26 protein-coding genes and 1 tRNA gene are annotated in these 25,134 nt (G+C 66.3%); 22 read left to right on the top strand and 5 right to left on the bottom strand.

Annotated elements, in window-relative coordinates; translation table 11 throughout:
• Positions 1-18: 18 nt before the first annotated feature.
• Positions 19-2,970, bottom strand: a complete 2,952-nt coding sequence (locus tag J0I42_RS02545; RefSeq protein ID WP_291652447.1) for a sensor histidine kinase — start codon at positions 2,968-2,970, stop codon at positions 19-21.
• Between the two features lie 224 nt (positions 2,971-3,194).
• Between J0I42_RS02545 and J0I42_RS02540 the strand changes: the two genes are divergently transcribed.
• The 5 genes from J0I42_RS02540 to J0I42_RS02520 all read left to right on the top strand — a co-directional run bounded on the left by J0I42_RS02540 (position 3,195) and on the right by J0I42_RS02520 (position 5,725).
• Entirely contained in the window at positions 3,195-3,590 is a 396-nt protein-coding gene (locus J0I42_RS02540; RefSeq protein WP_291652445.1) for a phasin, read from the top strand.
• 95 nt (positions 3,591-3,685) lie between these two features.
• Entirely contained in the window at positions 3,686-4,510 is an 825-nt protein-coding gene (locus J0I42_RS02535) for a phasin family protein (RefSeq protein ID WP_291652443.1), read from the top strand.
• 149 nt (positions 4,511-4,659) lie between these two features.
• A tRNA-His gene (locus tag J0I42_RS02530) sits at positions 4,660-4,736 on the top strand.
• Between the two features lie 183 nt (positions 4,737-4,919).
• A complete protein-coding gene (locus J0I42_RS02525) occupies positions 4,920-5,348 on the top strand; it encodes an Hsp20 family protein (RefSeq protein ID WP_291652441.1) in 429 nt (142 codons plus the stop codon).
• 110 nt (positions 5,349-5,458) lie between these two features.
• Positions 5,459-5,725, top strand: coding sequence for a BQ00720 family protein (locus J0I42_RS02520; protein ID WP_291652440.1), 267 nt, complete (start codon positions 5,459-5,461; stop codon positions 5,723-5,725).
• An 18-nt stretch (positions 5,726-5,743) separates the two neighbouring features.
• Here J0I42_RS02520 and J0I42_RS02515 read toward each other — a convergent pair whose 3' ends face one another.
• A complete protein-coding gene (locus tag J0I42_RS02515) occupies positions 5,744-6,520 on the bottom strand; it encodes an alpha/beta hydrolase (RefSeq protein WP_291652438.1) in 777 nt (258 codons plus the stop codon).
• A gap of 107 nt (positions 6,521-6,627) precedes the next feature.
• On the opposite strand from J0I42_RS02515, the gene J0I42_RS02510 reads away from it, so the two are divergent.
• Positions 6,628-7,845, top strand: a complete 1,218-nt coding sequence (locus tag J0I42_RS02510; RefSeq protein ID WP_291652436.1) for a glycosyltransferase family 4 protein — start codon at positions 6,628-6,630, stop codon at positions 7,843-7,845.
• Between the two features lie 117 nt (positions 7,846-7,962).
• Positions 7,963-8,505, top strand: coding sequence for a translation initiation factor IF-3 (infC, locus tag J0I42_RS02505; protein ID WP_047575650.1), 543 nt, complete (start codon positions 7,963-7,965; stop codon positions 8,503-8,505).
• Between the two features lie 126 nt (positions 8,506-8,631).
• On the opposite strand, the gene J0I42_RS02500 is transcribed toward infC, so the two are convergent.
• Positions 8,632-9,195 carry a TetR/AcrR family transcriptional regulator gene (locus tag J0I42_RS02500; protein WP_291652434.1) on the bottom strand — a complete coding sequence of 188 codons (564 nt, stop codon included), beginning with the start codon at positions 9,193-9,195 and terminating at the stop codon, positions 8,632-8,634.
• Between the two features lie 126 nt (positions 9,196-9,321).
• Between J0I42_RS02500 and J0I42_RS02495 the strand changes: the two genes are divergently transcribed.
• The 3 genes from J0I42_RS02495 to rplT all read left to right on the top strand — a co-directional run bounded on the left by J0I42_RS02495 (position 9,322) and on the right by rplT (position 11,326).
• Positions 9,322-10,530, top strand: a complete 1,209-nt coding sequence (locus tag J0I42_RS02495) for an MFS transporter (RefSeq protein ID WP_291652432.1) — start codon at positions 9,322-9,324, stop codon at positions 10,528-10,530.
• 192 nt (positions 10,531-10,722) lie between these two features.
• Positions 10,723-10,923: a 50S ribosomal protein L35 gene (gene rpmI, locus J0I42_RS02490; RefSeq protein ID WP_047575639.1), complete on the top strand. Its 201-nt coding sequence runs from the start codon at positions 10,723-10,725 to the stop codon at positions 10,921-10,923.
• A 28-nt stretch (positions 10,924-10,951) separates the two neighbouring features.
• Positions 10,952-11,326 carry a 50S ribosomal protein L20 gene (gene rplT, locus J0I42_RS02485; protein WP_291652427.1) on the top strand — a complete coding sequence of 125 codons (375 nt, stop codon included), beginning with the start codon at positions 10,952-10,954 and terminating at the stop codon, positions 11,324-11,326.
• A gap of 296 nt (positions 11,327-11,622) precedes the next feature.
• Here the strand turns inward: rplT and J0I42_RS02480 are convergent, their stop codons facing one another.
• Positions 11,623-12,342 (bottom strand): LOG family protein, encoded by a 720-nt coding sequence (locus J0I42_RS02480; RefSeq protein ID WP_291652673.1) that lies wholly within the window; start codon positions 12,340-12,342, stop codon positions 11,623-11,625.
• 138 nt (positions 12,343-12,480) lie between these two features.
• Between J0I42_RS02480 and pheS the strand changes: the two genes are divergently transcribed.
• The 8 genes from pheS to J0I42_RS02440 all read left to right on the top strand — a co-directional run bounded on the left by pheS (position 12,481) and on the right by J0I42_RS02440 (position 21,336).
• On the top strand, positions 12,481-13,563 hold the full coding sequence (pheS, locus tag J0I42_RS02475; RefSeq protein ID WP_291652426.1) for a phenylalanine--tRNA ligase subunit alpha: 1,083 nt from the start codon (positions 12,481-12,483) through the stop codon (positions 13,561-13,563).
• A 28-nt stretch (positions 13,564-13,591) separates the two neighbouring features.
• Positions 13,592-14,773, top strand: coding sequence for a ceramide glucosyltransferase (locus J0I42_RS02470; protein WP_291652424.1), 1,182 nt, complete (start codon positions 13,592-13,594; stop codon positions 14,771-14,773).
• Positions 14,763-15,188 carry an ASCH domain-containing protein gene (locus tag J0I42_RS02465; RefSeq protein WP_291652422.1) on the top strand — a complete coding sequence of 142 codons (426 nt, stop codon included), beginning with the start codon at positions 14,763-14,765 and terminating at the stop codon, positions 15,186-15,188. Before J0I42_RS02470 ends, J0I42_RS02465 begins: the two co-directional genes overlap by 11 nt.
• A complete protein-coding gene (gene pheT, locus J0I42_RS02460; RefSeq protein WP_291652421.1) occupies positions 15,185-17,608 on the top strand; it encodes a phenylalanine--tRNA ligase subunit beta in 2,424 nt (807 codons plus the stop codon). The genes J0I42_RS02465 and pheT overlap by 4 nt, the downstream gene beginning before the upstream one ends.
• 225 nt (positions 17,609-17,833) lie before the next feature.
• Positions 17,834-18,736, top strand: coding sequence for an alpha/beta fold hydrolase (locus tag J0I42_RS02455; RefSeq protein ID WP_291652419.1), 903 nt, complete (start codon positions 17,834-17,836; stop codon positions 18,734-18,736).
• Complete coding sequence (locus tag J0I42_RS02450) at positions 18,733-19,809, top strand: tartrate dehydrogenase (RefSeq protein WP_291652417.1); 1,077 nt, start codon at positions 18,733-18,735, stop codon at positions 19,807-19,809. The genes J0I42_RS02455 and J0I42_RS02450 overlap by 4 nt, the downstream gene beginning before the upstream one ends.
• A 52-nt stretch (positions 19,810-19,861) precedes the next feature.
• Positions 19,862-20,566, top strand: a complete 705-nt coding sequence (locus J0I42_RS02445; RefSeq protein WP_291652415.1) for a TerC family protein — start codon at positions 19,862-19,864, stop codon at positions 20,564-20,566.
• Between the two features lie 26 nt (positions 20,567-20,592).
• Positions 20,593-21,336 carry a TerC family protein gene (locus J0I42_RS02440; RefSeq protein ID WP_291652413.1) on the top strand — a complete coding sequence of 248 codons (744 nt, stop codon included), beginning with the start codon at positions 20,593-20,595 and terminating at the stop codon, positions 21,334-21,336.
• Here the strand turns inward: J0I42_RS02440 and J0I42_RS02435 are convergent.
• Complete coding sequence (locus tag J0I42_RS02435; protein ID WP_291652411.1) at positions 21,305-21,826, bottom strand: 4'-phosphopantetheinyl transferase family protein; 522 nt, start codon at positions 21,824-21,826, stop codon at positions 21,305-21,307. The two genes, J0I42_RS02440 and J0I42_RS02435, sit on opposite strands and share 32 nt — an antisense overlap.
• Before the next feature lie 240 nt (positions 21,827-22,066).
• Here J0I42_RS02435 and J0I42_RS02430 point away from each other — a divergent pair, with 240 nt between their 5' ends.
• From J0I42_RS02430 to J0I42_RS02415, 4 genes are all read left to right on the top strand, one after another.
• Entirely contained in the window at positions 22,067-22,798 is a 732-nt protein-coding gene (locus J0I42_RS02430; protein ID WP_291652409.1) for an AzlC family ABC transporter permease, read from the top strand.
• Complete coding sequence (locus tag J0I42_RS02425; protein ID WP_291652407.1) at positions 22,785-23,102, top strand: AzlD family protein; 318 nt, start codon at positions 22,785-22,787, stop codon at positions 23,100-23,102. The genes J0I42_RS02430 and J0I42_RS02425 overlap by 14 nt, the downstream gene beginning before the upstream one ends.
• 126 nt (positions 23,103-23,228) lie before the next feature.
• On the top strand, positions 23,229-24,101 hold the full coding sequence (locus J0I42_RS02420; RefSeq protein WP_291652406.1) for a branched-chain amino acid aminotransferase: 873 nt from the start codon (positions 23,229-23,231) through the stop codon (positions 24,099-24,101).
• Positions 24,102-24,118: 17 nt separating this feature from the next.
• Positions 24,119-25,096: an NAD(P)H-dependent flavin oxidoreductase gene (locus tag J0I42_RS02415; protein WP_291652404.1), complete on the top strand. Its 978-nt coding sequence runs from the start codon at positions 24,119-24,121 to the stop codon at positions 25,094-25,096.
• Positions 25,097-25,134 lie beyond the last annotated feature (38 nt).

The raw sequence follows: 25,134 nt of genomic DNA, 5'->3' as shown, positions 1-25,134 counted from the left end.
ATTGCGGTTTCTGCCGGATCAGCTCGCCAGCACGCGCTGCGGCGGGAAGGTGATCTCGACCAGCGTGCCTTCTTTCTTGACGCTGGTGATCGCCATGGCGGCGCGGTTCGCCTCGACCAGAGCCTTGGTCAGCGGCAGACCGAGGCCCGTGCCGCCTGCGCGGCGCGTCGTCGGCACCTGGCGGAAAGGTTCGAGCGCGAGGCGAAGCTCGTCGTCATCCATGCCGATGCCGGTGTCGCGGACCCGCAGGATCGCCTCGCCCTGGTCGCCGAGTGCGGTCGAGATGATGACCTGCCCGCCGGCATCGGTGAACTTCACCGCGTTTGAGAGCAGATTGATCGCGATCTGGCGGATGGAGCGCTCGTCGGCGACGACCGGCGGCAGCTTCGGCGAGAGCCCCGAGCGCAGCACGACGCGACCGCGCTGCGCCTCCGGCTGGAGCAGCGACACGGTCGACAGCGCGATCTCGTTCAGGTTGACGCTGACGAAGTCGAGATCGAGCTTGCCGGCCTCGATCTTGGCCAGGTCGAGCAGGTCGTTGACGAGGCTGATGACGTAGCCGCCGGACTGGTGGATGTCGCGCAGATATTCCTTGTAGCGCTCGTTGGCGATGGGCCCGAAGCGCTCCTCCGCCATAACCTCGGCGAAACCGATGATCGCGTTGAGCGGGGTGCGGATCTCATGGCTGATCTTGGCGAGCACGTCCGATTTCTGGGCGCTCGCCATCTCGGCAGCCTTGCGCGCGTCGACCAGTTCGCCTTCGGTCTTTTTCCAGGCGGTGATGTCGCGCAGTACGGCGCAGAAGCGCGGCTCGCTGCCATGGGCGATCTGGCCCATCGTCATGAACAGTGCGATCTTGCCGCCCTGGCGTACGCGGCCCTGCACCTCGCGTCCATCGTTGAGCACCGAGGCGACGCCGCCGCCCTTCAGTCCTTCGAGATAGTCGAGCGCCGGGGCATGGCTCTCGCCGGCGAAGAGAAGGGTGAACAACTCGCCGGTGACCTCGCGCTGGTCATAGCCGAACAGTGCCTCGGCCGCCTTGTTCAGCGACAGGATGCGTCCGCGGTCATCGATGGTGACGACGCCGTCCGTCGCGGTGTCGAGCATGGCGGTGAGCTCGCCGATGCGGGCATCGCGCGCATCGGCATCGAGCCGAAGCGCCTCGACGCGGGCCGCCGATTCGGCTTCCTCCGCCGCGAATTCGGCCGCGAGCTCGGCTTCCTCCGCCTCTTCCGGCGTCAGCACCGGCACGTCGCCGCCATCGCCATTGGGATGGCGGAAGGCCATCAGCGTCGCCGGCTCGTCCTGCCAGCTCACGCTCGACAGCACGGCATCGACATGAACGAGATGGCCGAGCCGGTCGAGCAGCGTCATCGTGCCGCCATCGGTGCGCGCGGCGTCCTTGATCAGCCGGCTGACCTTGCCGCCGGCCTTCAGATCGGCGAGATCGGCATAGTCCAGCAGTTGCAGCAGCGTGCGGTTGGCATAGAGCGCTTCGTCACCGCGATTGACCAGAACGGCGATCGGCAGCCGGTCGAGCACGTCCGCATGGGAATTGCGTTGCCGGGCCGGTGTCGTGGCCTCGGTCTCCATGGCGAGATTCGCCGCCGAGGCCTCTTCCTTGTCCCTGACCTGCAACGGTGCCACCGGCGGCAGGCGCGGCGTGCTCGGCTCGTCGTCGCCGGCCAGCCTGGCGCCCAGGGCCTTGGCGATCTCGCGGAAGGCGTTGCGCTCGGCCGAGCTCAGATGCGACTTAGACGGTTCAAGCACTGGCCGGATCGCCGTCAGATGGCCGTTGCGCAGCGGCACGATCTTGCCTTGCACCTCATCGGGTTCGGGCGCGATCGGCGCCTCGGCAGCGTGCCCCTGCGCGGGCTCATCCGCCGTCTGATCGAGAGCGGCCAGGGCGGCGGCATCTTCCCCGTCCTCCTGGTCATCCTCCGGCAGATCCGAGAGTTCGGTTGCTTCGGATCCATCGGCAGTGGGAGTTTCCGCACTCGCTGCCGATGTGGCCGGCGCATTCAGGTCCTCGGTGATAGGCGCCGTGTCCGAAGCGATCTCCTCCATGGTCACGCGATCGGCGGCCGGCCGCAACGCGTCTTCCGATACGCTTTCGACGGCCGGGGCAATCTGTTCAGCAGCAGCCGCGGCATCCGGCGCCGCGGCATCGGCCATAGGGAACGGGGAGAGCTCGTTCAGGCGTGCGATCCCGAAGCCACGGAAGCCGGTGAGCTGGCGCGCGGCGTCGAGCACCGGCATGCCGGAGAGCTCGACCGGCGCCGCCTCATCGGGAGAAGCGGTGCGCCACAGCAGGCTATGGCCGCTCCAGGTCGCGGCCTTGGCAAACCGGTCGGTCAGCCCGCCATCGCAGTCGGCGAGGCTGGAGCCGAGCAAGTCCTGCCAACGCTGGCCGACGAGGCTGGCCGCTGCCGCTTCCCCGGTCAGGGCTGCGATATTGTCCGAGAGCTTCGTCAGCTTGCCCTCGCGGTCGCTCTGCCAGAGGAAGCGGACCATGGACGGTTTGGCGGGCGAGGGGGTTTCGTGGCGAGGCCGGGCCACGGTCGGCGCCGTTTCGGCGACGGTGGTCTGCGGAACGGTGATGCCGAGGCGGCGTAGTTCGGAGGCCTGCACGGCGATGGCCAGGGCGGAGCGGCCCTCGGCCAGCGACACCAGCTTGCTGCCGCAGGTGACCGGAACGGCCGCGAAGCTTGCGATCAGGCGCAGGCGTTCCAGGCGAATGCCGCTGGCCGAGGCGACGCCGCCGGCCAGCACGTTCAGGCGCTGCCGGGTCGGCGCCGGCAGGCTCGCCTGTCCGCCGAGCAGCGCTTCGGCTGCCGCATTGACGAAATGGGGTTTCTCGGTGGCGGGATCCCACAGCAGCAGGGCGCCGCCGGCAGCAAAGGATGCAAGGGCGGCGTCCTCAGCCGCCGCCACGCTCCACTTCGCCCAGTCCTCTCCGGCCTCGCTCATGCCCGCCTGCTCGCTCGATCCGCGCCTGTTATGCCTAACAAAGCCTTAATAGACCCCAAACGGCGGCAAATCCATGGAACCGAAGATCACTCTCCCGCTTCTCATCGAAACAGCGTTAACATGGCCGACGTCACCAGTTGTCACGCTGTTGTCATTGCGATGCAACAATGATATTGCAGTGCACAATGATCTAGGGATGGATCACTACACGACAGGAGGATTCGATGAACGGCAAGCTGCCTTATGAAGTGCCCACCGAAATGCGTGAGTTCGCCGAGCGCAGTGTGGAGCAGGCCCGCAAGGCGTTCGACGGCTTCATGGGCGCGGCCCATAAGGCTGTGGACAATGCCCATGGCTCGGCCGAGAGTGCCCGCGCCAACACTCAGGAAGCGACCCGCAAGGCCATCGCCTATGCCGAGAACAACGTCGCGGCTGCGTTCGATTTCGCTCAGAAGCTGGTGAAGTCGAAGGACCTGACCGAGGTGATGCAGCATCAGTCCGAGTTCCTGAAGTCGCAGGTCGCCGCGCTCCAGAGCCAGATCAAGGACCTGGGCACCGCCGCGCAGGACGCCGCCACCAAGGCCGCCGAGACCGTCAGCAAGGCGGCCAAGGGCCGTTGAAGCCTGGTCGATCCGGCGCATCGATGCGCCGGCGCTGTCTTCGGCCGGGCTTTCTGAGTCCGGCCTTTGTCGTTTGCCGCTGAAGGAGAGCTGTCATGGTCAAGCCCACTCCGACCCGGATCAAGTCCAAGGTTCCGGTCAGCCTGTCCCCGGTGAAGGCGCTGACACCCGCACCCACCGCGACGCCCCCATCCGCCACCGCGCCCGAGAAGCCGACGACTCCCGCGCCGTCCGCCGCCGCGGCTCCGGTCAAGCCCCCGCCTGTCAAGATCGCGGCTCCGGCGCCCTCGTCGGCTTCCGTCGCTATGACCAAGTCGGCTCCCCCCAGTAACCCCATCGCTGCCGACCTCCCGAAGAAGGCAGCCCCGGTCAAGATTCGGGTTGGGAAGCCTGCGGCGAAGGTCGCGGGGCCGAAGGTTGCCGCCAAGGCTGTCAAACCTGCCTCAGCGGTGTCCAGCCCCGTTCCTGCCGAGAAGAAGCCGGTCCCGGTCAAGCCGACCGTCGTCGAATCGACGCCTGTCAAGCCTGCGCCCGCCAAGCCCGAGCCGGTCGCACCTGTCGCCAGACCGGCGGAATCCGCTCCTGTGCCGGCCGCAAAGGCGCCTCCGCCGCAATCCGCAACCCTCGATTCGCTGCCCCTGCCGCGCCCGCCCGAGGCCGCTGCTGTCGTCACGGCTACGGCGATGAGCCAGGCGCTGACCATGGCGCGTGCCTTCGGTGCCTTACAGGCCCGCATGCTCGACCATGCCTGCGCCGAACTGGAGGCGACGCTCGGCGATGCGCAGTCGCTCGCGCGCAGCAGCAGCGCCTCAGAGGCTATCGCTTTGCAGGCCAAGGCGGTGCGCCGCAGCTACGAATCCTATGCCGAGCATCTCAAGGAGCTGGCGCGCACGGCCAATGCGGCCCTGCGCAAGGACTGATCGAGCGGCCGGATTCGGCGCGCGCGCAGGCCTCGCCGAAATTCCATGGCCGGAGTTGAATTACGCGGTTGCAAAAGCGGAAACTCGGCACTAGGGTCCGCGCCGCTGACGACCCCCGCCACGGCGGCCGGTCGCGAAGCCTGGTTTGGGCAGCCATAGCTCAGTTGGTTAGAGCGCTAGATTGTGGATCTAGAGGTCCCCCGTTCAAGCCGGGGTGGCTGTACCATTCTCCTTCCAGGCATCGTCGGCACACTCCGCCCCGCAAACGTGCTGGCTAGACGTCGCCCCTTGAAGCAGCCTCCGCGCTTCGCCATATCTGGCTCAAGCGGAAGGGTTCGCCTTTCGCCTGCGGGATGCTGCCCGGCGGCGGGTCCCGATGTCCATGAGGCGCCTTTCGAGGGCCTGGAAGATGACGCGTACGCCTAGCTTGTCCCACCCGTTCCTGCTCGGCTTCGACGATATCGAGCGTGCGCTCGATCGTGTCGCCAAGGGCGCGAGCGAGGGTTACCCGCCCTACAATATCGAGCGGTTGACCCGGACGGAGGATGAGCCGGACCGCCTGCGCATCACCCTGGCCGTCGCGGGCTTTGCTCGGGAACAGCTCGAGATCACGCTGGAAGAGAACCAGCTCACGATCCGGGGCCGCCAGAGCGACGACAAGAATCGCCAGTTCCTGCATCGCGGCATCGCCGCCCGCCAGTTCCAGCGCAGCTTCCTGCTGGCAGACGGAATGCAGGTCCTGGGCGCTGATCTGTCGAACGGCCTGCTCGCGATTGATCTGGTCAGGCCGGAACCGGAACGGCTCATCCGGCGTATCGATATCATGAGCCGTGAGTAGAGGACGGGCTCCCGTCCAGCTTTGAAGGATGCGGTCGCGGTTTTCGCATCTGTTCATAATTGAAGGCGCAGTATCAGAACCGCATTCGCACTGCTCTGAAGGAGGGCGCGATGAAACAGGACAGGAATCTCATCCAGACCAACCCGCTGACCCCCGCGGAATTCGCCGCGCTCGGCACCGGCGAGGTCGCCTATCTCAAGTCGATGAGCTCGGACGAGTTGATGCGGATCTTCCCGCAGGCTCCCAAGATCGAGTCCGGCTTGCAGCTCTTCACCCTGCTTTCGGCCGACGGCGCTCCGATCCTCGTCACGGATTCGCGCGAGGCCGCTACGGCCAATGCCTGGGAGCACGATCTCAGGATGGTCAGCGTCCACTGACGCCGGTCATTTCCGTACTCAGGGTGCGGTCGCCATTCCGGCGACCGCCGATTGCAGCCTCTCGATATCGTCCGGCGTGGACAGGCGGTGATCGCCGTCCTTGATCAGCGTCAGCACGACCGGGTCGCCGCTGAGATGCTCGACGAGCTTCAGCGCCTGGCGCCAGGGCACGTCTGGATCGCGCATGCCCTGCAAGATATGCACAGGGCAGCCGGTCCTGATTTCGCCGCCGAAGAGCAGGTGCCGGCGCCCGTCCTCGATCAGCGCGCGGGTGATCGGTGTCGGTTCCGGCGAATACTCCGAAGGCCGCAACCAGACGCCCTCTTCGAGGATCGTCTGGCGGATCGAATCGGGCATCTGCGCCCACATCAGATCCTCGGAGAAATCGACGGCGGGCGCGATCAGGACGAGACCCGCAGGCTGCAAGGCTGAGCCGAACAGCTTGCGCGCCGCGAGCAGGGCCAGCCAGCCGCCCATCGAGGAACCGACGAGGATCGGTCGCTGGCGGCACTGGCTTTCGATCGCAGCGAGCGCGTCGGCGAGCCAGTCCGACAGGGTGAAGCTGCCGAAATCGCCGTCGCTCTCGCCATGGCCGCCATAGTCGAAGCGCAGGCAGGCACGGCCGGCACCGCGTGCCCAGTCGGCCAACGCCTCGGCCTTGGTCGCGCGCATGTCCGAGCGGAAGCCGCCGAGCCAGACCACCGGTGCGCCGCTTCCCTCCTGCAGGAGGTAGGCGAGGCGGCGTCTTGAGGGGCCGTCTCCGACCTCGAGCCATTGCGGCGGCTGGTGCTCCAAGGCAAATCTCCTGTGACGAATCAGGGCGCCGCGGCGATTAAGGGCTGCGACGTCTATCCGATGGGGGCATATTCGCCCCTGTTAACGAAATTCCAGACCGAGAGCGAATGTCCTTCAAGCCGGGTGCCCATCTTTCTCTGCCGTCGACCGAAACGCATCCGCTGGCGGGGCGGACGATCCTGCAGATCATTCCCGAGCTAGAAGCCGGCGGGGCCGAGCGCACCGCCGTCGATATCGCCAAGGGACTGACAGATGCCGGCGCGCGCGCGCTGGTCGCGACCGAAGGCGGGCGCCTCGTCGCCGAGTTGCAGGCCAAGGGCGGGGTCTGGTTGCCGTTTCCGGCTGCCTCCAAGAACCCTCTCTCGATGCTCTTCAACATCCGCAAGCTCGCGCGGCTCTGCAGGCAGGAGGGGGTCGAACTGATCCATGCCCGCTCGCGCGCCCCGGCTTGGGTCGCGCTCGGCGCGGCTCGGCTTTTGAAGCTGCCCTTCGTCACCACCTATCACGGCTCCTATAACAGCCGCTCGTCGGTGAAGACGCTCTATAATTCGGTGATGGCGCGCGGCGATGTCGTCATCGCCAATTCCCACTACACGGCCGGCCTGATCCAGGCGAAGCACCCTGTCGCCGGCGACAGGGTCAGGGTCGTCAATCGCGGCACCAATTTCTCGGCCTTCGCGCCGGCTGCGGTTGGCGCGGAGCGCGTACAGGCCCTGCGCAAAGCCTGGGGCGTCGAGCCTCATCAACGCATCGTGCTTCTGCCCGGCCGCCTGACCAACTGGAAGGGCCAACGCGTGCTGATCGAAGCCGCGCGCCTGATGCGCGATAGCGGGGATACCGACACGGCCTTCATCCTCGCCGGCGATGCGCAGGGCAGGGACGGCTACGTCAAGGAACTCGATGCGCTGATCGCCAAGGCCGGGCTGGAAGGCCGCGTAAAGCGTGTCGGCCACTGCTCGGACATGCCGGCAGCGATGCTCTCGGCCGCGGTGGTCGCCGTGCCCTCGACCGATCCGGAAGCTTTCGGGCGCGTCGCAGTGGAGGCGCAGGCGATGGGTACGCCCGTCGTCGTCTCCGATCTCGGTGCCGTGCCCGAAACCGTTCTGGCCCCGCCGCAGGTTCAGCCCGGCGAGCGCACCGGCTGGCGCATACCTCCGGGCGATGCCGCGGCGCTGGCTGCCGGCCTCAACGAGGCGTTGGCTTTGCGTCCTTCCGCCCGCGATGCCCTGGCACGGCGCGCGCGCGTCCATGTCGAGCGGCATTTCTCGCTCGAAGCGATGGTTGCGGAAACCCTCGACGTTTATTGCGCGTTGCTGGGTCGCTGACCGGCCTCTCCGGTGGGAGATGACCGCCATCGCGGTGTCATGCATTGACATCGCCCATCTTTGTGCAATGTGTCTGCAACAACGGCGCGAAGGCGCCAAGTACAGGAGAATACCCCCATTCGTCGTCCTTACCGCGCTGCCCCGACCCCGACCAAGGAAGGTCCCCGCTCGAACCGCGACATTCGCGGAGTTCGCGAAGTCCAGCTCATCGACGATACCGGTGCCAACCGTGGCGTGGTCTCGTTCTTCGATGCGTTGAAGCTCGCCGAGGATGCCGGTCTCGACCTCGTCGAGATTGCCCCGAACTCCGTTCCGCCGGTCTGCAAGATCCTTGATTACGGTCGCTTCCGCTTTCTCGAGCAGAAGAAGGCTTCGGAGGCGCGCAAGAAGCAGCGCACCATCGAGATCAAGGAAATCAAGCTGCGCCCCGGCATCGACAAGCATGACTACGACGTGAAGATGAAGGCCATGCACGGCTTCTTCGAGGAAGGCGACAAGGTGAAGGTCACCCTGCGCTTCCGCGGCCGCGAAATGGCGCACCAGGACCTCGGCGTGAAGGTGCTCGAGCGGGTCAAGGTCGATACCGCCGAGATCGCCAAGGTCGAGAGCGACTGGCAGCTCGAAGGTCGCCAGATGGTGATGGTGCTCGCGCCGCGCTGAGGCGCGCGTCGTCGGCGGTTCCTTGCGGATCGGAAAAAGGGCGCCGACGGCGCCCTTTTTCATGTCGCGGAAACATTTTCGACCGAAGCGGATGCCGGTTCGCGTGAAGAAGATACGATAAGCGAACTACCGCAACAGGCCGGCGAGCATCGCGTCGAAGGCGTCGGTCGCGGCCTTGAGCGCCGCTCCCGGATCGGGCGCATGCGCGATCCACTGCGCTGCATGCTGGGTCGCGCCGAAGATCAGCCGGGCGATGGCTTCCGGATCGAGCGGTGTCAGCACGCCTTCGGTAACGAGTTCGTCCAGTCCTAGGGCCATCATCCGGATGCAGTCGTTCTGGGTTGGCCAGCTCCAGGGATCGCCCAGCACGGCCGGGCCGTCACGCAACATGATGCGCTGGATTTCCGCCTCTCGCGCCATCGCGAGATAGGCGACACATGAGTCGCGGAACCCGGTCCAGCGATCCTCCGCTTCGGCCGAGACAGCGCGCAGCCGCACGGTCATCTCAGCATCGATCTGGTCGATGACAGCGGAAAAGAGCCCCTTCTTGTCACCGAAATGGTGATAGAGCGCGCCGCGGGTCAGCCCAGCCGTCGCGGTCATTTCGTCCATCGAGGCCGCCGCATAGCCGACCGTGCCGAACGCCTCCCGCGCGGCGGCGATCAGGCGGGCGCGAGTCTCCGCGACCATGTCTGCACGAAGTCGGCGAGCCATCATATCCTCTTCACATACGTTGCGTATGTTAATTGACATACGCAACGTATGCAATTATCCGCTTTCACCCGCGGCCCCTCTCCGCCTTGTCCGGTCCGAACCATGCCCAATCCCTATCGCGAGATCTTCCGGGCGCCTGGAGCCGTCGCCTTCTCCTCCGCCGGCTTCATCGCCCGCCTGCCGGCCTCGATGGTCGGCCTCGGCATCGTCACCATGCTGTCCGAGCGGCGAGGGGAATATGCGATCGCTGGCGCCGTCGCCGCGACCTTCGCGCTCGCCAGCGCGCTGATCACGCCGCAGGTCTCACGCCTCGTCGATCGCTATGGGCAGCGCCGCGTGCTGCTGCCGGCGGCCGCCGCCGGGGCGCTTGCATTGAGCGGTCTGATGGTCGCGACCTGGACGGGTGCGCCGAACTGGCTGCTCTTCGTCTTCGCGCTGCTCGCCGGTCTGATGCCGAGCATCGGCGCGATGGTCCGGGCGCGCTGGACCGAGTTCTATCGCGACACTCCGCAACTGCGCACTGCCTTCGCCTTCGAATCGGTGGTCGACGAGGTCATCTTCATCGTCGGGCCGATCGTGGCGATCGGGCTCAGTGTCAGTCTGTTTCCTGAAGCCGGGCCGCTTGCCGCCCTGATCTTCCTCGTCGTCGGCGTTCCCTTGTTATGTGCGCAAAGGCGGACGGAGCCGCCGGTCCGCATCCATGCTGCGGGGGCTGATATCTCGGTCATAGGCCTCGGTGGCGTCCAGGTCGTCGTGCTCGCGATGGTCGCCATCGGTGCGATCTTCGGCACGGCCGAGATCACAGCCGTTGCCTTTGCGGAAGCGCAGGGCCAGAAGGCCGCTGCGAGCTTCGTTCTTGCCATCTACGCGGCGGGCTCGCTGATCGTCGGTCTCGTCTTCGGAACATTGAAGCTCAAGGCTTCGCTCGCCACGCAATTCCTCGCGGCGGTCGCGCTGGCGGGGGCGACGACCTTGCCGCTGCTGGCGGTGACGGGGCTCGGCTCGCTGGCACTGGTCTTCTTCATGGCCGGCGCGGCGGTTTCGCCGACGATCATCATCGCGATGGGCCTGGTCGAGCGTCTGGTACCGGCGCGCCAGCTCACCGAAGGCATGACCTGGGCGATCACCGGCATTGGCATTGGAATGGCTGCCGGCGCCTCGGCTGCGGGCCTGCTGATCGACGCCTTCGGCGCTCATGGCGGCTTCTGGATTTCGGTGGGAGCGGGTGCTGCCGCCTTGCTGGTCGTGCTTGCAGGCTATGGTCGTCTTCTCGACGCGCGGGCCGAAACTCTTGTCTGCGAAGCCGCCTGAGGGACGCAGGAGGCCACACCTCGTGGGACATTGCCGGCTTCGCACTTGCAAAAGCCGCCAATTTCTGCGATAGGCCCGCCTTCGATCGCCCGGCTGATAAGGGCTGCCGTGGCGATCGTGCTTTGCTTCCCGAAAGCAAGACATTGGCAACGCGTTCACAAGACGTGCAGCCACGACCATTGAGGAGCTGAAATGCCCAAGATCAAGACGAAATCGGCCGCTAAAAAGCGGTTCAAGATCACCGGAACCGGCAAGGTGCTCTATGCCCAGGCCGGCAAGCGTCACGGGATGATCAAGCGGACCAACAAGCAGATCCGCAATCACCGCGGCACCACGACCCTCTTCGAGGGCGATGCTGCCAACGTGAAGAAGTTCTTCCTTCCCAACGGCTGACGCCACCTGATAGTCCGGAGATCATGACATGGCTCGCGTGAAACGGGGCGTTACGGCCCACGCCAAGCACAAGAAGACTTTTAAGGCCGCCAAGGGCTTCTATGGCCGCCGCAAGAATACGATCCGTGCCGCCAAGGCGGCCGTCGATCGCTCGATGCAGTACGCCTATCGCGACCGCAAGAACAAGAAGCGCACCTTCCGCGCTCTCTGGATCCAGCGTCTCAACGCTGCGGTTCGCGAGCACGGCTTGACCTATTCGGTCTTCATGGGCGGCCTGATCAAGTCGGGCATCGAGCTCGACCGTAAGACCCTGTCGGCCATGGCCATTGACGACGCAGCCTCGTTCGCTGCCGTGGTCGAGACGGTCAAGGGCGTGCTGGGCGCCGAAGCCAAGGCCGCCTGATCGGCCTTGCGATGCTGAATTGGAAAAGGCCGGCGGTGACGCCGGCCTTTTTCGTTGTGTCGAAGCCGGGCTTCATTCTCGGGCGACCCAATGGAGACCCGAGGATCTCATGCGGGAAATGATGCGGACAGCGCGGGGGATCCTCTTCCGGAGGGAGAGGGCAGGGTGAGGGTTAGGCCGTTGGACGCTTTGGCCATGACCCTGCTGCTGCGGTGATGGCGAAATTCTATCGGTCCAAAGGCCTACACCTGCCGCTACCCCTCTCCTTACGGGAGAGGGGTTCTCTGTCGGCGCCCTTACGTCTGCACGCTGCCGTTCTTCGGCGGGTGCCAGTCTTCGCCGGCGTCTTCGACGATCCGTTCATAGGCCTCCTCCGGCGAGTCCGCATAACTGTACAGCTTGAGATCGTCAGGCCGGATAAAGCCCGCCGCCGCCATCGCGTCGAGATTGAGCAGGCCCTTCCAGTAGGCGGAATCGTAGAGCACGATCGGCACCGGGCCCATCTTGCCGGTCTGTACCAGCGTCATGATCTCGAACAATTCGTCGAGTGTGCCGAAGCCGCCGGGGAAGACCACCAGCGCCGCCGCACGCATCGCCAGATGCATCTTCCGCATCGCGAAATAGTGGAAGAGGAAGGTCAGGTCCGGCGTCGACCAGGCATTCGGCTCCTGCTCGTGCGGCAGGGTGATGTTGAAGCCGATCGAGATGGCGCCGGCTTCGGTCGCGCCGCGATTGGCCGCTTCCATGATGCCAGGCCCACCGCCGGTGGCGATGACGTGATGGCGGCCGGTATCGCCGTCGCGCAGCGCGCCGCCGCGTTCCGAGGCGATGCGGCCGAAGGTGCGGGCCGCTTCGTACCATGGATTGCCCTCGTGCACGCGGGCCGAGCCGAAGACCACGATGGTCGAGACGACGCCGCGCGCCCTGAGGCTGTCCTCCGCCTTCTGGTACTCCAGCATGAAGCGCGCGCCGCGCATCGAATCCCCGAGGATGAAATCCGGGTCGAGCGCAGCCATCCGGTAAGAGGGCGATTCTTTCTGGCGAGTGTTGTCGGGCAAGGCATCCTCCTCATGTCGTCGCTTGGCTCTGGCATAACCCGGCCGTTCCCGCTAGAACGCGCCCGTTCCCACGCCCCGGAAGCATGCGACCCATTCATGACCGATATCGTCACCCTGGAACGCGACGTTCTCGCCGCGATCGATACTGCCGCCGATGAAGCCGCCGTCGAGGATGTGCGCATCGCAGCCCTCGGCAAGTCCGGCTCGATCTCAGCGCTGCTGAAGACGCTGGGCGCGATGACGCCGGATGAGCGCAAGGAGAAAGGCCCGCAGATCAACGGTCTGCGCGATCGGGTTCAGAGCGCGATCGCGGCTCGCAAGGAGGCGCTGGGCGAGGCTGCTCTCGAAGCCCGGCTCGCCGCGGAGCGCGTCGACGTGTCGCTGCCGGTGCAGGACGGCCCGGAGGCGCGCGGCCGCATCCATCCGATCAGCCAGGTCATCGATGAGATCACCGCGATCTTCGGCGACATGGGCTTCGCTATCGCCGAAGGGCCGGACGTCGAAACCGACGACCTCAACTTCACCAGGCTGAATTTCCCGGTCGGCCACCCCGCCCGCGAGATGCACGACACCTTCTTCTTCGCGCCGGATGCCAATGGCGAGCGCAAGCTCCTGCGCACTCATACCTCGCCGGTCCAGGTCCGCACCATGCTGGTGCAGGAGCCGCCGATCCGCGTGATCTGCCCGGGCCGGACCTATCGCAACGATTCCGACCAGACCCACACCCCGATGTTCCATCAGGTCGAGGGGCTTGTCATCGACAAATCGGCCAATCTCGGCCACCTCAAGTGGATTCTGGAAGAATTCTGCAAGTCGTTCTTCGAGATCGACGACGTGAAGATGCGCTTCCGTCCGTCCTTCTTCCCCTTCACCGAGCCCTCCATGGAGGTCGACATCCAGTGCTCGCGCAAGGGCGGCGAAATCCGCTTCGGCGAGGGGGACGACTGGCTGGAGATCCTCGGCTGCGGCATGGTTCACCCGAACGTGCTGAAGAATTGCGGGCTCGACCCGGAGGTCTATCAGGGCTTCGCCTGGGGCATGGGCATCGACCGTATCGCCATGCTGAAATACGGCATGCCGGACCTTCGCCCCTTCTTCGAGGCTGATGTGCGCTGGCTCGCGCATTACGGCTTCCGCCCGCTCGACCTGCCGACGCTGACGGGCGGTCTCTCCTCATGACGGCATCGATCGGGCAAGGGAGGGCGCGATGACGCCTGCGGGCTGGGCGGCGGCGATCGCCGTGCTGCTGGTCGTGATGAACCTGGCGAGCCAGGTCATCGCGCTCTGGCGGCTGCGCCGGCCCCTGCAGCGCTCAGCCCTGCTCGACGAATTGCCGCCGGTCACGATCGTCCGGCCCGTGCGCGGCATCGAGGCCTTCAGTCGCGAGACCGCGGTTTCGGGCCTCGAGCTCGACTATCCCCGCTACAGCACGATCTTCTGCGTTGCCGACGCGAATGACCCGATCATCCCGCTGATCAAGGAACTGATCAGCATCTACGGCGCCGAGAAGGTCCGCCTGATCGTCGGCGACGTGCCGGTCAGCGCCAATCCCAAGCTCAACAACTGCGTGCGCGGCTGGGAGGCGGCTCCGACCGACTGGGTCATCCTCGCCGATTCCAACGTGCTGATGCCCCGGGACTATATCCAGCGGATGCTCGCGGCGTGGCAGCCGACGACCGGTCTTGTCTGCTCGACGCCGGCCGGCTCCCGGCCGCTGTGCTTCGGTGCCGAGGTCGAGTGCGCCTTCCTCAATGCCTTCCAGGCGCGCTGGCAATATGTCGGCGAGGCGCTCGGTCTCGGCTTCGCGCAGGGCAAGTCGATGCTCTGGAACAAGCCCTTCCTCGACGCCAATGGCGGCATTGCCGCGCTCGGCGCCGAGATCGCCGAGGATGCCGCCTCGACCAAGCTGGTGCGCAATACCGGCCGGCAGGTCCATCTCGTCGGTCAGCCCTTCGAGCAGCCGCTTGGCCGGCGCCGACTGAGGGACGCCGTCCAGCGCCAGTTCCGCTGGGCGCGTCTGCGGCGCGTGACCTTCCTGCCCTTCTTCGCGCTGGAGATCCTCTCCACGCCGTTCCTCGCCGCTGTGCTCGCCGCGTGCGGCGCTTCGGCGTTTGGCCTGTCAGTCTGGCTTGCGCCGCTCCTCGTGGTGCTCGTCTGGTATGTCGGCGACATTCTGCTCTCGGCCAGTCTCGGTTGGTTCCTGAACTGGCGCTCGCCTTTCGCCATGCTGGCGCGTGACATTGCCTTCCCCGGCATCTGGGCCTACGCCTTCATCGGCGGCGAGGTGAGCTGGCGCGGCAACGCGATGAAGATCCGTACGGACGGCGCCAACCAGCTCAACGATGCGCTGCCGTCGGCGCCGGCACAGGCGGGGCGCGATGGCCGCTGACCTGAACGCATCCGTGCCCGAACGCTATCGCGATTGCCCGAGCTTCTCCTTCGGCGACAGTCCAGAACTGGCGACGGAACTCGCGGCGCTGGTCGTCAGCGGCCGCAAGATCGCGACGGTGAACACGCTCGATGCGCCCGACTGCCCCAAGCTCAATGAGCTTTGGATCGTGCTCGACGGCACGGGGCGGCCCGTCTGCGTCATCGAGACGCTCGAACTCATCCCCCGCCGCTTCGACGAAGTTGACGAGGCCTTCGCCTTCGACGAAGGGGAGGGAGACCGCTCCCTGGCCTTCTGGCGGGACGCCCACGAATCCTATTTCCGGCGCGCCGGTGTCTTCAGCCCCGACATGCCCTTGCTTTGCGAACGCTTCCGTCTGGTGGAAGTTCTCGCCCCGATGGACGTAGACGCATGAAGTTCACGATCTCCTGGCTCAAAGAGCATCTCGACACCGACGCCTCCGTTACGGAGATCGCCGAAACCCTGACCCGTGTCGGCCTCGAGGTCGAGGCGATCGAGGATCGCGCCGCCGCGCTCTCGGCCTTCACCATCGCCTATGTCATCGAGGCGAAGCAGCATCCGAATGCCGACCGCCTGCGCGTCTGCATGGTCGATACCGGCGCCGGTGAGCCTGTGCAGGTGGTTTGCGGCGCGCCGAACGCCCGCACCGGCATGAAGGGCGTGTTCTCGCCGCCGGGCAGCTACATCCCCGGCAAGAAGGTCACGCTCGGCAAGGGCGTCATCCGCGGCGTCGAATCGAACGGCATGCTGGTCTCGGAGGCCGAACTCGAATTGTCCGACGACCATGACGGCATCATCGAACTGCCGGCGGATGCGCCCGTGGGCAAGCCCTACGCCCTCTATGCCGGTCTCGACGATGCCGTGATCGAGATCGCCGTGACGCCGAACCGCGCCGACGCGCTCGGCGTTGCCGGTATTGCCCGCGATCTTGCCGCCGCCGGCCTCGGCAAGCTCAAGTCGCAGGCGGTCCAGCCGGTTCGCGGCTCCTTCCCGTGCCCGGTCAAGGTCACGCTCGATTTCGCCGAGGACGATCGGAGGCTCTGCCCGGCCTTCGCGCTGCGCCTGGTGCGCGGCGTCAGGAACGGCCCCTCGCCGGACTGGTTGCAGGCGCGCCTGCGCGCTGTCGGCCTGCGCCCCATCAACGCGCTGGTCGACATCACCAATTTCATGACGCTCGATCGCAACCGGCCCCTGCACGTCTTCGATGCCGCCAAGGTGAAGGGCAATCTGACCGTCCGCCGCGCCAAGGCGGGCGAGACGATCCTCGCCCTCGACGGCAAGACTTATACGCTGACCGACGAGCAGGTCGTGATCGCCGACGAGCATGGCGTCGAGTCGCTCGCCGGCATCATGGGCGGCGAGGCCTCGGGCAGCAGCGAGACGACCACCGACGTGCTGATCGAGAGCGCGCTCTGGGACCCGCTGAACATCGCTCGCTCCGGGCGGGCTCTCGGCATCAATTCCGACGCCCGCTATCGCTTCGAGCGCGGCGTCGATCCCGATTTCGCGCGTCTCGGCCTCGATCTCGCCACCGCGCTGGTGATCGAACTCTGCGGCGGCGAGGCGTCCGAGATGGAGTTTGTCGGTGACCTGCCCGACAGCCCGGCCGCGATCGACTTCCCCTGGTCCGAGGTCAAGCGCCTCACCGGGCTTGACCTGCCGCAGGCTGAGATGAAGCTGGCGCTGACCTCACTCGGCTTCCACGTCTCGGGTGTGGGTGACCGGGTCAAGGTTGCTCCGCCGTCCTGGCGTGCCGACGTCGGCGGCAAGGCCGATCTCGTCGAAGAGATCGTCCGCATCGCCGGCCTCGACCGCGTCGCCTCGACGCCGCTGCCGCGCATCAAGGGCGAGGTCGTCAAGCCGGTTCTGACCGTGCTTCAGAAGCGCACTCGCATGGCCAAGCGCACGCTTGCGGCACGTGGCCTCGTCGAGGCTGTGACCTGGTCCTTCATCTCGCATGATCAGGCGAAACTCTTCGGCGGCGGCTCGCCCAGGCTCGCGCTTGCCAACCCGATCGCGGCCGATCTCTCGGATATGCGGCCCTCGCTGTTGCCCGGCCTGATCCGCGCCGCGCAGAGCAATGCCGATCGCGGCTTCCCCGATATCGCACTGTTCGAGGTCGGGCAGGTCTTCAGGAGCGACGAGCCGGAAGGACAGCTCATCGCCGCGGCCGGCCTGCGCCGCGGAACCGCCCGCCTGGACGGCACTGGCCGTCGCTGGGATGGCGGGGCGAAGAATGTCGACGTTTTCGACGCCAAGGCGGACGTGCTCGGTCTGCTTTCGGGGCTGGGCATCCCGACGGGCGGCCTCCAGATCGTCGCGGGCGGCCCGGCCTGGGCTCATCCCGGCCGCTCGGCCACGCTCCAGTTCGGCCCCAGGGGTGTGATCGGCGCCTTCGGCGAGGTCCATCCCAAGATCCTCAAGGCACTGGACGTCAAGGGGCCGCTGGTCGCCTTCGAGATCCATCTCGACGCGCTGCCTCTGCCCAAGGCCAAGCCGACCAAGGTGAGGCCGAAGCTCGCTCTCTCCGACTTCCAGCCGGTGACGCGCGACTTCGCCTTTATCGTCGACAAGGCGGTGGCAGCGGGCGACATGGTCAAGACGGCGCAGGGCGCTGATCGCGCGCTCGTCGCCAATGTCGGCGTCTTCGATCTCTATGAGGGCGCGGGCGTCGATGCCGGCAAGAAGTCGGTCGCCTTGGCGGTCACGCTCCAGCCGACCGAGAAGACGCTGACCGAGGCCGAGATCGAGGCTGTCGGCAGCAAGATTGTCGCCGAGATCGGCAAGCGCTACGGCGCGACGCTGCGCGGCTGACAACGCTACGTCGTCACGGTCGGGCTTGTCCCGACCATGTCTTCGCCGGCCGAAGGCTGCGTCCACGACGGGATGCTTGTCACAAGGGCGAGCATGACGGCGGGGCTTTGGTGCGTGCGCCACTTAAACCGGACTCACCATTGATCGACATTATGTAATAATCCGTGCGAGCAATCCCGGAGTTTTCGGGGTATCCGCTGCGCATTCTTGCATCTTCGCGGTCCTATGAGCCTCACCGAACGTCCCGTCAGGGACAATCTGTTCCCCGGTTTTCGCCTGCTCGACGTTCAGACGTCAGGGCCGCGGATTCGCGTGCGGGCGGGTGGAGAGGGGCCGCCGCTCCTGCTGCTGCACGGCTATCCGCAGACCCATGTGATGTGGCGCCGGATTGCCCCGCGATTGGCCGAGCGCTTCACCCTGATCTGCCCGGACCTGCGCGGCTACGGCGATTCCGACAAGCCGCCGAGCGACACCGAGCACTCGCCCTATGCGAAACGCGCCATGGCGCAGGACATGGCCGAGGTCATGAGCGCGCTTGGGTATGCGCGCTTCTTCGTCGGCTCGCATGATCGCGGCGCCCGTGTCGCGCATCGGCTGGCGCTCGATCATGGCGAGCGGGTGCTGAAGCTCGCGACCCTCGACATCGCACCGACGCGCGAGATGTATCGCGACGCGACCGATTCCTTCGCCCGCGCCTACTGGCACTGGTTCTTCCTGATCCAGCCTGCGCCGCTGCCGGAGCGGATGATCGGGAGCGATCCGGATTTCTACTGGACGAGCCGGCGCGCCTCCGACATGCGCCTGTTCGAGCCCGAGGCGCTGCAGGAATACCTGCGCTGCTTCCGCGATCCCGCGATGATCCATGCGAGCTGCGAGGACTATCGCGCCGCCGCGACGATCGACATCGCCCACGACGATGGCGATGCCGGCCGGAAGCTCGCCTGTCCGCTGCTCGCGCTCTGGGGCGAGCGCGGCATCATCGGCAAGTGTTTCGACCCTCTGACCTTGTGGCGCGAGCGTGTGCAGGATGTGCGCGGCCGTGCCCTGCCGGGCGGACATTATCTCGCGGAGGAGGTTCCCGATCTCGTCGCCGCGGAGTTCGAGGCTTTCTTCGGAGAAACCGCATGACCAGGACCAATCGCGTTTACCGCATCGCCGTGATCCCCGGCGACGGCATCGGCAAGGAAGTGATGCCCGAGGGCCTGCGCGTGCTTGCTGCAGCCTCCAAGAAATACGGCTTCGAACTGCGCCTCGACGAGTTCGATTTCTCCTCCTGCGACTACTACGCCAAGCACGGCAAGATGCTGCCGGACGACTGGAAGGAAGCGATCGGCGGCCACGACGCGATCTATTTCGGCGCCGTCGGCATGCCCCATCAGGTGCCGGACCATATTTCGCTCTGGGGGTCGCTGCTGCTGTTCCGGCGCGAGTTCGACCAGTATGTCAACCTGCGCCCGGTCCGGCTGATGCCGGGTGTGCCGGGCCCGCTCGCCAACCGCAAGCCGGGTGACATCGACTTCTTCGTCGTGCGCGAGAACACCGAGGGCGAGTATTCTTCGGTCGGCGGGCGCATGTATGCCGGCACCGAGCGCGAGATCGTCATCCAGGAGACGGTGATGAGCCGCGTCGGTGTCGACCGCGTGCTGAAATACGCCTTCGAGCTGGCCCAGCGCCGCCCGCGCAAGAAGCTGACCTCCGCCACCAAGTCGAACGGGATCTCGATCACCATGCCCTATTGGGACGAGCGGGTGAAGGAGATGGCGAAGAACTATCCGGGCGTCGCCGTCGACCAGTACCATATCGACATCCTGACCGCGCATTTCGTGCTGAACCCGGACCGTTTCGACGTGGTCGTCGCTTCCAATCTGTTCGGCGATATTCTCTCCGATCTCGGCCCGGCCTGCACCGGCACGATCGGCATCGCTCCGTCCGGCAATATCAACCCGACCGGCGACTATCCCTCGCTGTTCGAGCCGGTCCACGGCTCGGCGCCAGACATCGCCGGGCAGGGCATCGCCAACCCCGTCGGCATGATCTGGTCGGGCGCGATGATGCTGGACCATCTCGGCGAGCACGAGGCCGCCAAGGGCATCGAGGCCGCGATCGAGCGCGCGCTCGGCGATGCCCGGACCCGGACCCGCGATCTCGGCGGCTCGCTCGGCACGGAAGCCGCAGGCAGGGCGGTCGAGCAGGCGCTCTAGCGTGGCCCCGGCCGGCTGCCGCAAGGTGATGTGAAGGCAAGGATTTGAAGTGATGGATCTGTCGTCGGTGTCCTTCGTCGATCCCCTGGCCTGGGGCAAGCTGGCCGAGATCGTGCTGCTCAATATCGTGCTTTCTGGCGACAACGCCGTTGTCATCGCGCTCGCCTGTCGCGCGTTGGCGCCCGCGCAGCGGACCAAGGGCATCGCGCTCGGCGCCGGTGTTGCGGTCGTCCTGCGTGTGCTCTTCACGGTGCTGATCGCTTCGCTCCTGAACACGCCTTTCCTGCGGATTGTCGGCGCCGGCTTGCTCATCTGGATCGCGGTGAAGCTGATCGTCGAGGACGAGGGCCAGGACGAGGATTCGATCGCGGCCAGCAGCAAGCTCTGGAAGGCAGTGCAGACGGTGGCCATTGCGGACATCGTGATGAGCCTCGACAACGTGCTGGCCATCGCGGCCGTCGCCAAGGATTCGATCCCGCTGCTGATCGCCGGCCTTGTCATTTCGATTCCGCTGATCGTGCTCGGTGCTTCGCTGATCACGAACCTGCTGACGCGTTTCCCGATCCTGGTCTGGGCCGGAGCGGCCCTGCTCGGCTGGGTCGCTGGCGAGATGTTCGAGAGCGATCCATGGCTGATCGCCCGCTTCGGAGAGGAACTGCTGCACAAGCTGGAATACCCGGCTGCGGTCCTGGGCGCGCTGCTCGTGCTCGGCCTCGGCTACTTCATCAAGTCACGCCGGCCCGACCCGGCTCTCTGACAAACCGAAAAGGGGCAACCTGACCGATGGATTTCGCATCTTCCGCCTTCTGGACATCGCTGCTCCAGATCATCTGGATCGACCTGCTGCTGTCGGGCGACAACGCGGTGGTGATCGCGCTCGCCGTGCGTTCGCTGCCGGAGAAGCAGCGCAAGGTCGGCATCTGGCTCGGCGCCGGTGCGGCAGTGGGCCTGCGCATCATCTTCGCGGTGGTCGTCAGCTACCTCCTGAATATCCCCTTCCTGAAGGTTGTCGGCGCGCTGCTCCTGTTCTGGATCGCGATCAAGCTCGCTAAGGGTGAGGAAGAGGCGCATGGCGACATCGCAGCCAGCGACAGTCTCTGGAAGGCGGTACGCACGATCGCCATTGCGGACGCGGTGATGAGCCTCGACAACGTGCTCGCGATCGCGGCGGCGGCCCGCGGCCATTTCGAGCTGTTTGTGTTCGGCCTGCTGCTGACGATCCCGCTGATCATCTTCGGCGCCCGCCTGCTGTCGTCGGTCCTCGAGCGCTTCCCGATCCTGATCTGGTTCGGTGCGGCGCTCCTCGGCTGGATCGCGGGCGAGATGCTGCTCAGCGATATGGCGGTGATGCAGTGGCTCCAGGTCAACATGCCGAGCTGGGTCCAAAGCGTGCCGGTCTCAGACACGAACCCGGCCGGGCTTATGCCTGCAAAGGTGCCGTTCTACACTGCAGCGGTGCTCGGCGCGGCCTTCGTCTGCATCGTAGCCTACGCCCTCAAGAGGAAGCCGATCGATCAGGCGGGCTGATGGCTGCAGCCTGGCCGGCAACGACGATCGCGGCGGCCATGATCTCATGGCCGCCGTTTCTCATGATGCGAAGCGTGCCGGTGGACTCGGCGGGTATAGAGGCGTCGGTTACCCGAAACGCCGTTTCCGACAGAAGCGATATCGCGAAACTCTCCGGCGCCCGCCGAAAGCCCGTTCCCAGCGCCTTCACATAGGCCTCCTTCGCGGCCCAGAGGCGGGCAAAGAGCGAGCATCGCTGGGCAGCATCCGCTGCTGCGAGCACTTCTCGCTCGACCGGGTGCAGCAGGGCGAATGGCGGCGTTGCCCGTTCATCGACCTGTTCGACGTCGACCCCGAGGGGTTGGCGTGCCAGGCCGACGGCCACGACCCCGGTCCGCGTGGCCAGTGAAAGATGGAGGCCGGTTCCTCCGGGGAGATCGAGCCGCGGGCGTCCGGCCGCGTCATGGGCGATGGCGACCTCCTCCTCCTGGCGCCCGAGCTGGCGCGCCACGAGCCGCCGCGCGAGGCTGCGCCGCAGCGCGGAACGCTCCGTCAGGTTGCGTGGAGCAGCATCCGTGCGGATGAGCCAGGTCGCGGGCAGGGCTGGCGCGATGGCGTCGGCATTGTCAAACCAGTGCATGGCCCGTCTCTAGAACTCCTGCCGGATACTGTCGCGCCCTGCACGGAATTCATGCGGGCGCGCCGTTCCTGCGCGTTGACGTTCGTGCAGGCATTCCGCTTGTGGAGAGTGATGTCAGCCGATCCGAACATGCAACCGGTCGCCTCGGAGGCGCCGATCACTGCCGCCGGCATGATGCTCGGCTTGCGCAAGGTCGCGGTGCTGGTGCCTGGGATCATCGTCTTCGCCGTTGCCTTCGGTGCAGCCGCTGCAGCCAAGGGGCTGTCTTTCTTTGAAACCATGCTGATGAGCGGCTTCGTCTATGCCGGCGTCGCGCAACTGGTCTCGCTGGAGCTCTGGCGTCCGGAATGGAGCTGGGGTGCGATTGCCGGCATCGCGGTGGTCACCGCAACCGTCAATGCGCGGATGGTGCTGCAGGGCGCCTCGCTGCAGCCCTGGTTTGCGAAATACCCCAAGATACTCAACGCCTTCCACCTCTTCTTCTTCACCGATGCCAACTGGCTGATCGGCACGCGCTACCGGGCCGAGGGCGGACGCGATCTCGGCGTGCTGATCGGGGCGGGGCTGACGCTCTGGCTGGTCTGGATCGTCGCGACGGGAGGCGGCTACATGCTCGGCGCGCTCGTCAGCGACCCCCGCCGCTACGGTATCGACCTCGTCATGCCGATCTTCTTCGCCGCGATGATCGTGCCGCTCTGGCGCGGCAAGCGGGGCATGGTGCCCTGGGTCGTCGCCGGCCTCGTCGCATTGGTCACGGCCCGGCTGGTCGACGGCTATGCCTTCATCATCGTCGGCTCGCTTGCCGGCGCGATCACGGGAGCGTTCCGCGATGACGCTGCCTGATCCCGGCACCTGGGGCGCGATCATCGCCATCACTGCGATGGCGGCGGCGACCTATCTCTGCCGCATCTCCGGCGTGGCTCTGATGAGTATCATCCCGCTGACGCCGCATGTCCGGCGCGGGCTCGCGGCCCTGCCGGGCTCCATCGTCGTGGCGACCGTCTTGCCCCTGATCGAGCGGCTGGGTGCGGCGGCTGCGATCGCATTGCTGGCGGCGATCGGCACCATGATCCTGCGGCGCAGCGAGTTGCTGGCTCTGCTCGTCGGCATGGCCGCAATCTCGGGCCTGCGCGCGCTGGGCTTCTGATCCATCACGCGGGCCGATTGCTTCCATCACATCACGTCATCCCGATATGCATCGCCGCATGTTGACGGCGAGCGGTGAGGGGAGGACGGTGCGGCGGAGTTAAATCGCCTACAATGGAGCGCCGTCATGGCATGGTATTCTCAGACGTGGACCTGGTTCGATGGCGCCTGGCATGAGGGCAACCCCGGCATCGTCGGTCCGCGCAGCCATGTGCTCTGGCAGAGCTCCTCGGTCTTCGACGGCGGCCGCTATTTCGACGGCGTTGCGCCCGATATCGACCTGCACGCCGCCCGCGTGAATCGCTCGGCGACGGCGCTCGGCCTGAAGCCGACCGTCGAGGCGGATTTCATCGTCGGCAAGATGTTCGAGGGCGTCAAGAAATTCGCGCCCGGCACGGCGATCTATGTCAAGCCGATGTACTGGGGCGAGGCGGACGGCCCGTCCACCATCATGCCCGATCCGGAATCCACCCAGTTCGCGCTCTGCCTGTTCGAGGCGGCGATGCCGCAGCCGACCGCCGGCTTCTCGGTGACCAAGGGCGCCTTCCGCCGCCCGAGCTATGAGACCGCTCCGACCGACGCTAAGGCGGGCTGCCTCTACCCGAACAATGCCCGCGTGCTGAAGGTGGCGAAGGCTGCCGGCTTCGACAACGCGCTGGTGCTCGACATGCAGGGTAATGTCGCGGAGACCGCGACCTCGAATATCTTCCTCGCCAAGGACGGCGTCGTGAAGACCCCTGTTCCGAACGGCACCTTCCTGAACGGCATCACCCGCCAGCGCGTCATCAAGCTGATGCGCGAGAGCGGCATTCCGGTCGAGGAATGCAGCCTGCGCTACGAGGATTTCGAGCAGGCCGACGAGATCTTCATGTCCGGCAACTACTCCAAGTGCATGCCGGTGACCCGCATCGACAACCGCACGCTCCAGCCCGGCCCGCTCTTCCGCCGCGCTCGCGAACTCTACATGGATTACGCTCACAGCAAGCCGAAGGCCGCCTGAGTCTGAAGGCCCGATCCATGGCGCGCCTCGCCACGCGACTGACCGAACGCCTCGGCATCGCCCATCCCATCCTGTCGGCGCCGATGGCGCTGGCAGGCGGCGGGGCGCTGGCCGCGGCGGTCACGCGCGCCGGCGGCCTCGGCCTCATCGGCGGAGGCTATGGCGATGAGGCCTGGATCGCGCAGCAATTCGCCGCTGCCGGCAATACGCAGGTCGGCTGCGGTTTCATCACCTGGTCGATGGCGAAGAAGCCGGAGCTTCTGACGCAGGCGCTGGCTCATAAGCCGGCCGCGCTGATGCTCTCCTTCGGCGACCCGCGCCCCTTCGCCGTCGAGATCGCGGCTGCCGGCGTGCCGCTGATCTGCCAGTGCCAGTCGCTCGTCCATGTCCGGCAGGCGCTTGAAGCCGGCGCTGCGATCGTCGTCGCACAGGGCTCCGAAGCTGGCGGGCATGGTGCCAGCCGCGCGACGCTGCCCTTCGTTCCTGAAGCGGCTGACCTGATCGCCCGCGAAAGTCCCGATACGCTGCTCGTCGCTGCCGGCGGCATCGCCGATGGCCGCGGATTGGCTGCGGCGTTGATGCTCGGCGCCGATGGCGTGCTCGCCGGGACGCGCTTCTGGGCGAGCCGCGAGGCGATGGTGCATGAGCGCCACCACGCAGCAGCCGTCGCCGCAACCGGCGACCAGACCGTGCGATCGTCGCTGCCGGACATCGCCCGCCAGCTCGACTGGCCGAGTCCCTTCGACATCCGCGTCTCGGATAACGCTTTCATTGCAAGCTGGGCCGGCCGCGACGCTGCGCTCAAGGAGGCCATTGCCGTCGAAGGCCCGGCCTATCGCGAAGCCTTCATGGCTGGCGATCCCGACAAGGCCGCTGTCATTTTTGGCGAGGCTGCCGGCTTGATCTCCGATATTCCCAGCGCCGGCGAGCTCGTCGAGCGCATGGTGGCGGAGGCGGCGGCGTTGCTTGGTGGGGCGGGGCGCTTCCTGGCCTGAAGGACACCCTCCGTCATGCTCGCGTCTGCGCTTCGCTG

The sequence above is a fragment of the Allobosea sp. genome, from assembly GCF_017308015.1.
Taxonomy (GTDB): domain Bacteria; phylum Pseudomonadota; class Alphaproteobacteria; order Rhizobiales; family Beijerinckiaceae; genus Allobosea.
Note: the sequence above shows the minus strand (reverse complement) of the source record. Positions and strands in the feature narration are given on the sequence as shown.

Bases quoted from the DNA above. Each gene is read 5' to 3' on its own strand.
- J0I42_RS02545 (WP_291652447.1), bottom strand. From the start codon at position 2,970: ATGAGCGAGGCCGGAGAGGACTGGGCGAAGTGGAGCGTGGCGGCGGCT.
- J0I42_RS02540 (WP_291652445.1), top strand. From the start codon at position 3,195: ATGAACGGCAAGCTGCCTTATGAAGTGCCCACCGAAATGCGTGAGTTC.
- J0I42_RS02535 (WP_291652443.1), top strand. From the start codon at position 3,686: ATGGTCAAGCCCACTCCGACCCGGATCAAGTCCAAGGTTCCGGTCAGC.
- J0I42_RS02525 (WP_291652441.1), top strand. From the start codon at position 4,920: ATGACGCGTACGCCTAGCTTGTCCCACCCGTTCCTGCTCGGCTTCGAC.
- J0I42_RS02520 (WP_291652440.1), top strand. From the start codon at position 5,459: ATGAAACAGGACAGGAATCTCATCCAGACCAACCCGCTGACCCCCGCG.
- J0I42_RS02510 (WP_291652436.1), top strand. From the start codon at position 6,628: ATGTCCTTCAAGCCGGGTGCCCATCTTTCTCTGCCGTCGACCGAAACG.
- J0I42_RS02500 (WP_291652434.1), bottom strand. From the start codon at position 9,195: ATGGTCGCGGAGACTCGCGCCCGCCTGATCGCCGCCGCGCGGGAGGCG.
- J0I42_RS02495 (WP_291652432.1), top strand. From the start codon at position 9,322: ATGCCCAATCCCTATCGCGAGATCTTCCGGGCGCCTGGAGCCGTCGCC.
- rpmI (WP_047575639.1), top strand. From the start codon at position 10,723: ATGCCCAAGATCAAGACGAAATCGGCCGCTAAAAAGCGGTTCAAGATC.
- rplT (WP_291652427.1), top strand. From the start codon at position 10,952: ATGGCTCGCGTGAAACGGGGCGTTACGGCCCACGCCAAGCACAAGAAG.
- J0I42_RS02480 (WP_291652673.1), bottom strand. From the start codon at position 12,342: ATGGCTGCGCTCGACCCGGATTTCATCCTCGGGGATTCGATGCGCGGC.
- pheS (WP_291652426.1), top strand. From the start codon at position 12,481: ATGACCGATATCGTCACCCTGGAACGCGACGTTCTCGCCGCGATCGAT.
- J0I42_RS02470 (WP_291652424.1), top strand. From the start codon at position 13,592: ATGACGCCTGCGGGCTGGGCGGCGGCGATCGCCGTGCTGCTGGTCGTG.
- J0I42_RS02465 (WP_291652422.1), top strand. From the start codon at position 14,763: ATGGCCGCTGACCTGAACGCATCCGTGCCCGAACGCTATCGCGATTGC.
- pheT (WP_291652421.1), top strand. From the start codon at position 15,185: ATGAAGTTCACGATCTCCTGGCTCAAAGAGCATCTCGACACCGACGCC.
- J0I42_RS02455 (WP_291652419.1), top strand. From the start codon at position 17,834: ATGAGCCTCACCGAACGTCCCGTCAGGGACAATCTGTTCCCCGGTTTT.
- J0I42_RS02450 (WP_291652417.1), top strand. From the start codon at position 18,733: ATGACCAGGACCAATCGCGTTTACCGCATCGCCGTGATCCCCGGCGAC.
- J0I42_RS02445 (WP_291652415.1), top strand. From the start codon at position 19,862: ATGGATCTGTCGTCGGTGTCCTTCGTCGATCCCCTGGCCTGGGGCAAG.
- J0I42_RS02440 (WP_291652413.1), top strand. From the start codon at position 20,593: ATGGATTTCGCATCTTCCGCCTTCTGGACATCGCTGCTCCAGATCATC.
- J0I42_RS02430 (WP_291652409.1), top strand. From the start codon at position 22,067: ATGTCAGCCGATCCGAACATGCAACCGGTCGCCTCGGAGGCGCCGATC.
- J0I42_RS02425 (WP_291652407.1), top strand. From the start codon at position 22,785: ATGACGCTGCCTGATCCCGGCACCTGGGGCGCGATCATCGCCATCACT.
- J0I42_RS02420 (WP_291652406.1), top strand. From the start codon at position 23,229: ATGGCATGGTATTCTCAGACGTGGACCTGGTTCGATGGCGCCTGGCAT.
- J0I42_RS02415 (WP_291652404.1), top strand. From the start codon at position 24,119: ATGGCGCGCCTCGCCACGCGACTGACCGAACGCCTCGGCATCGCCCAT.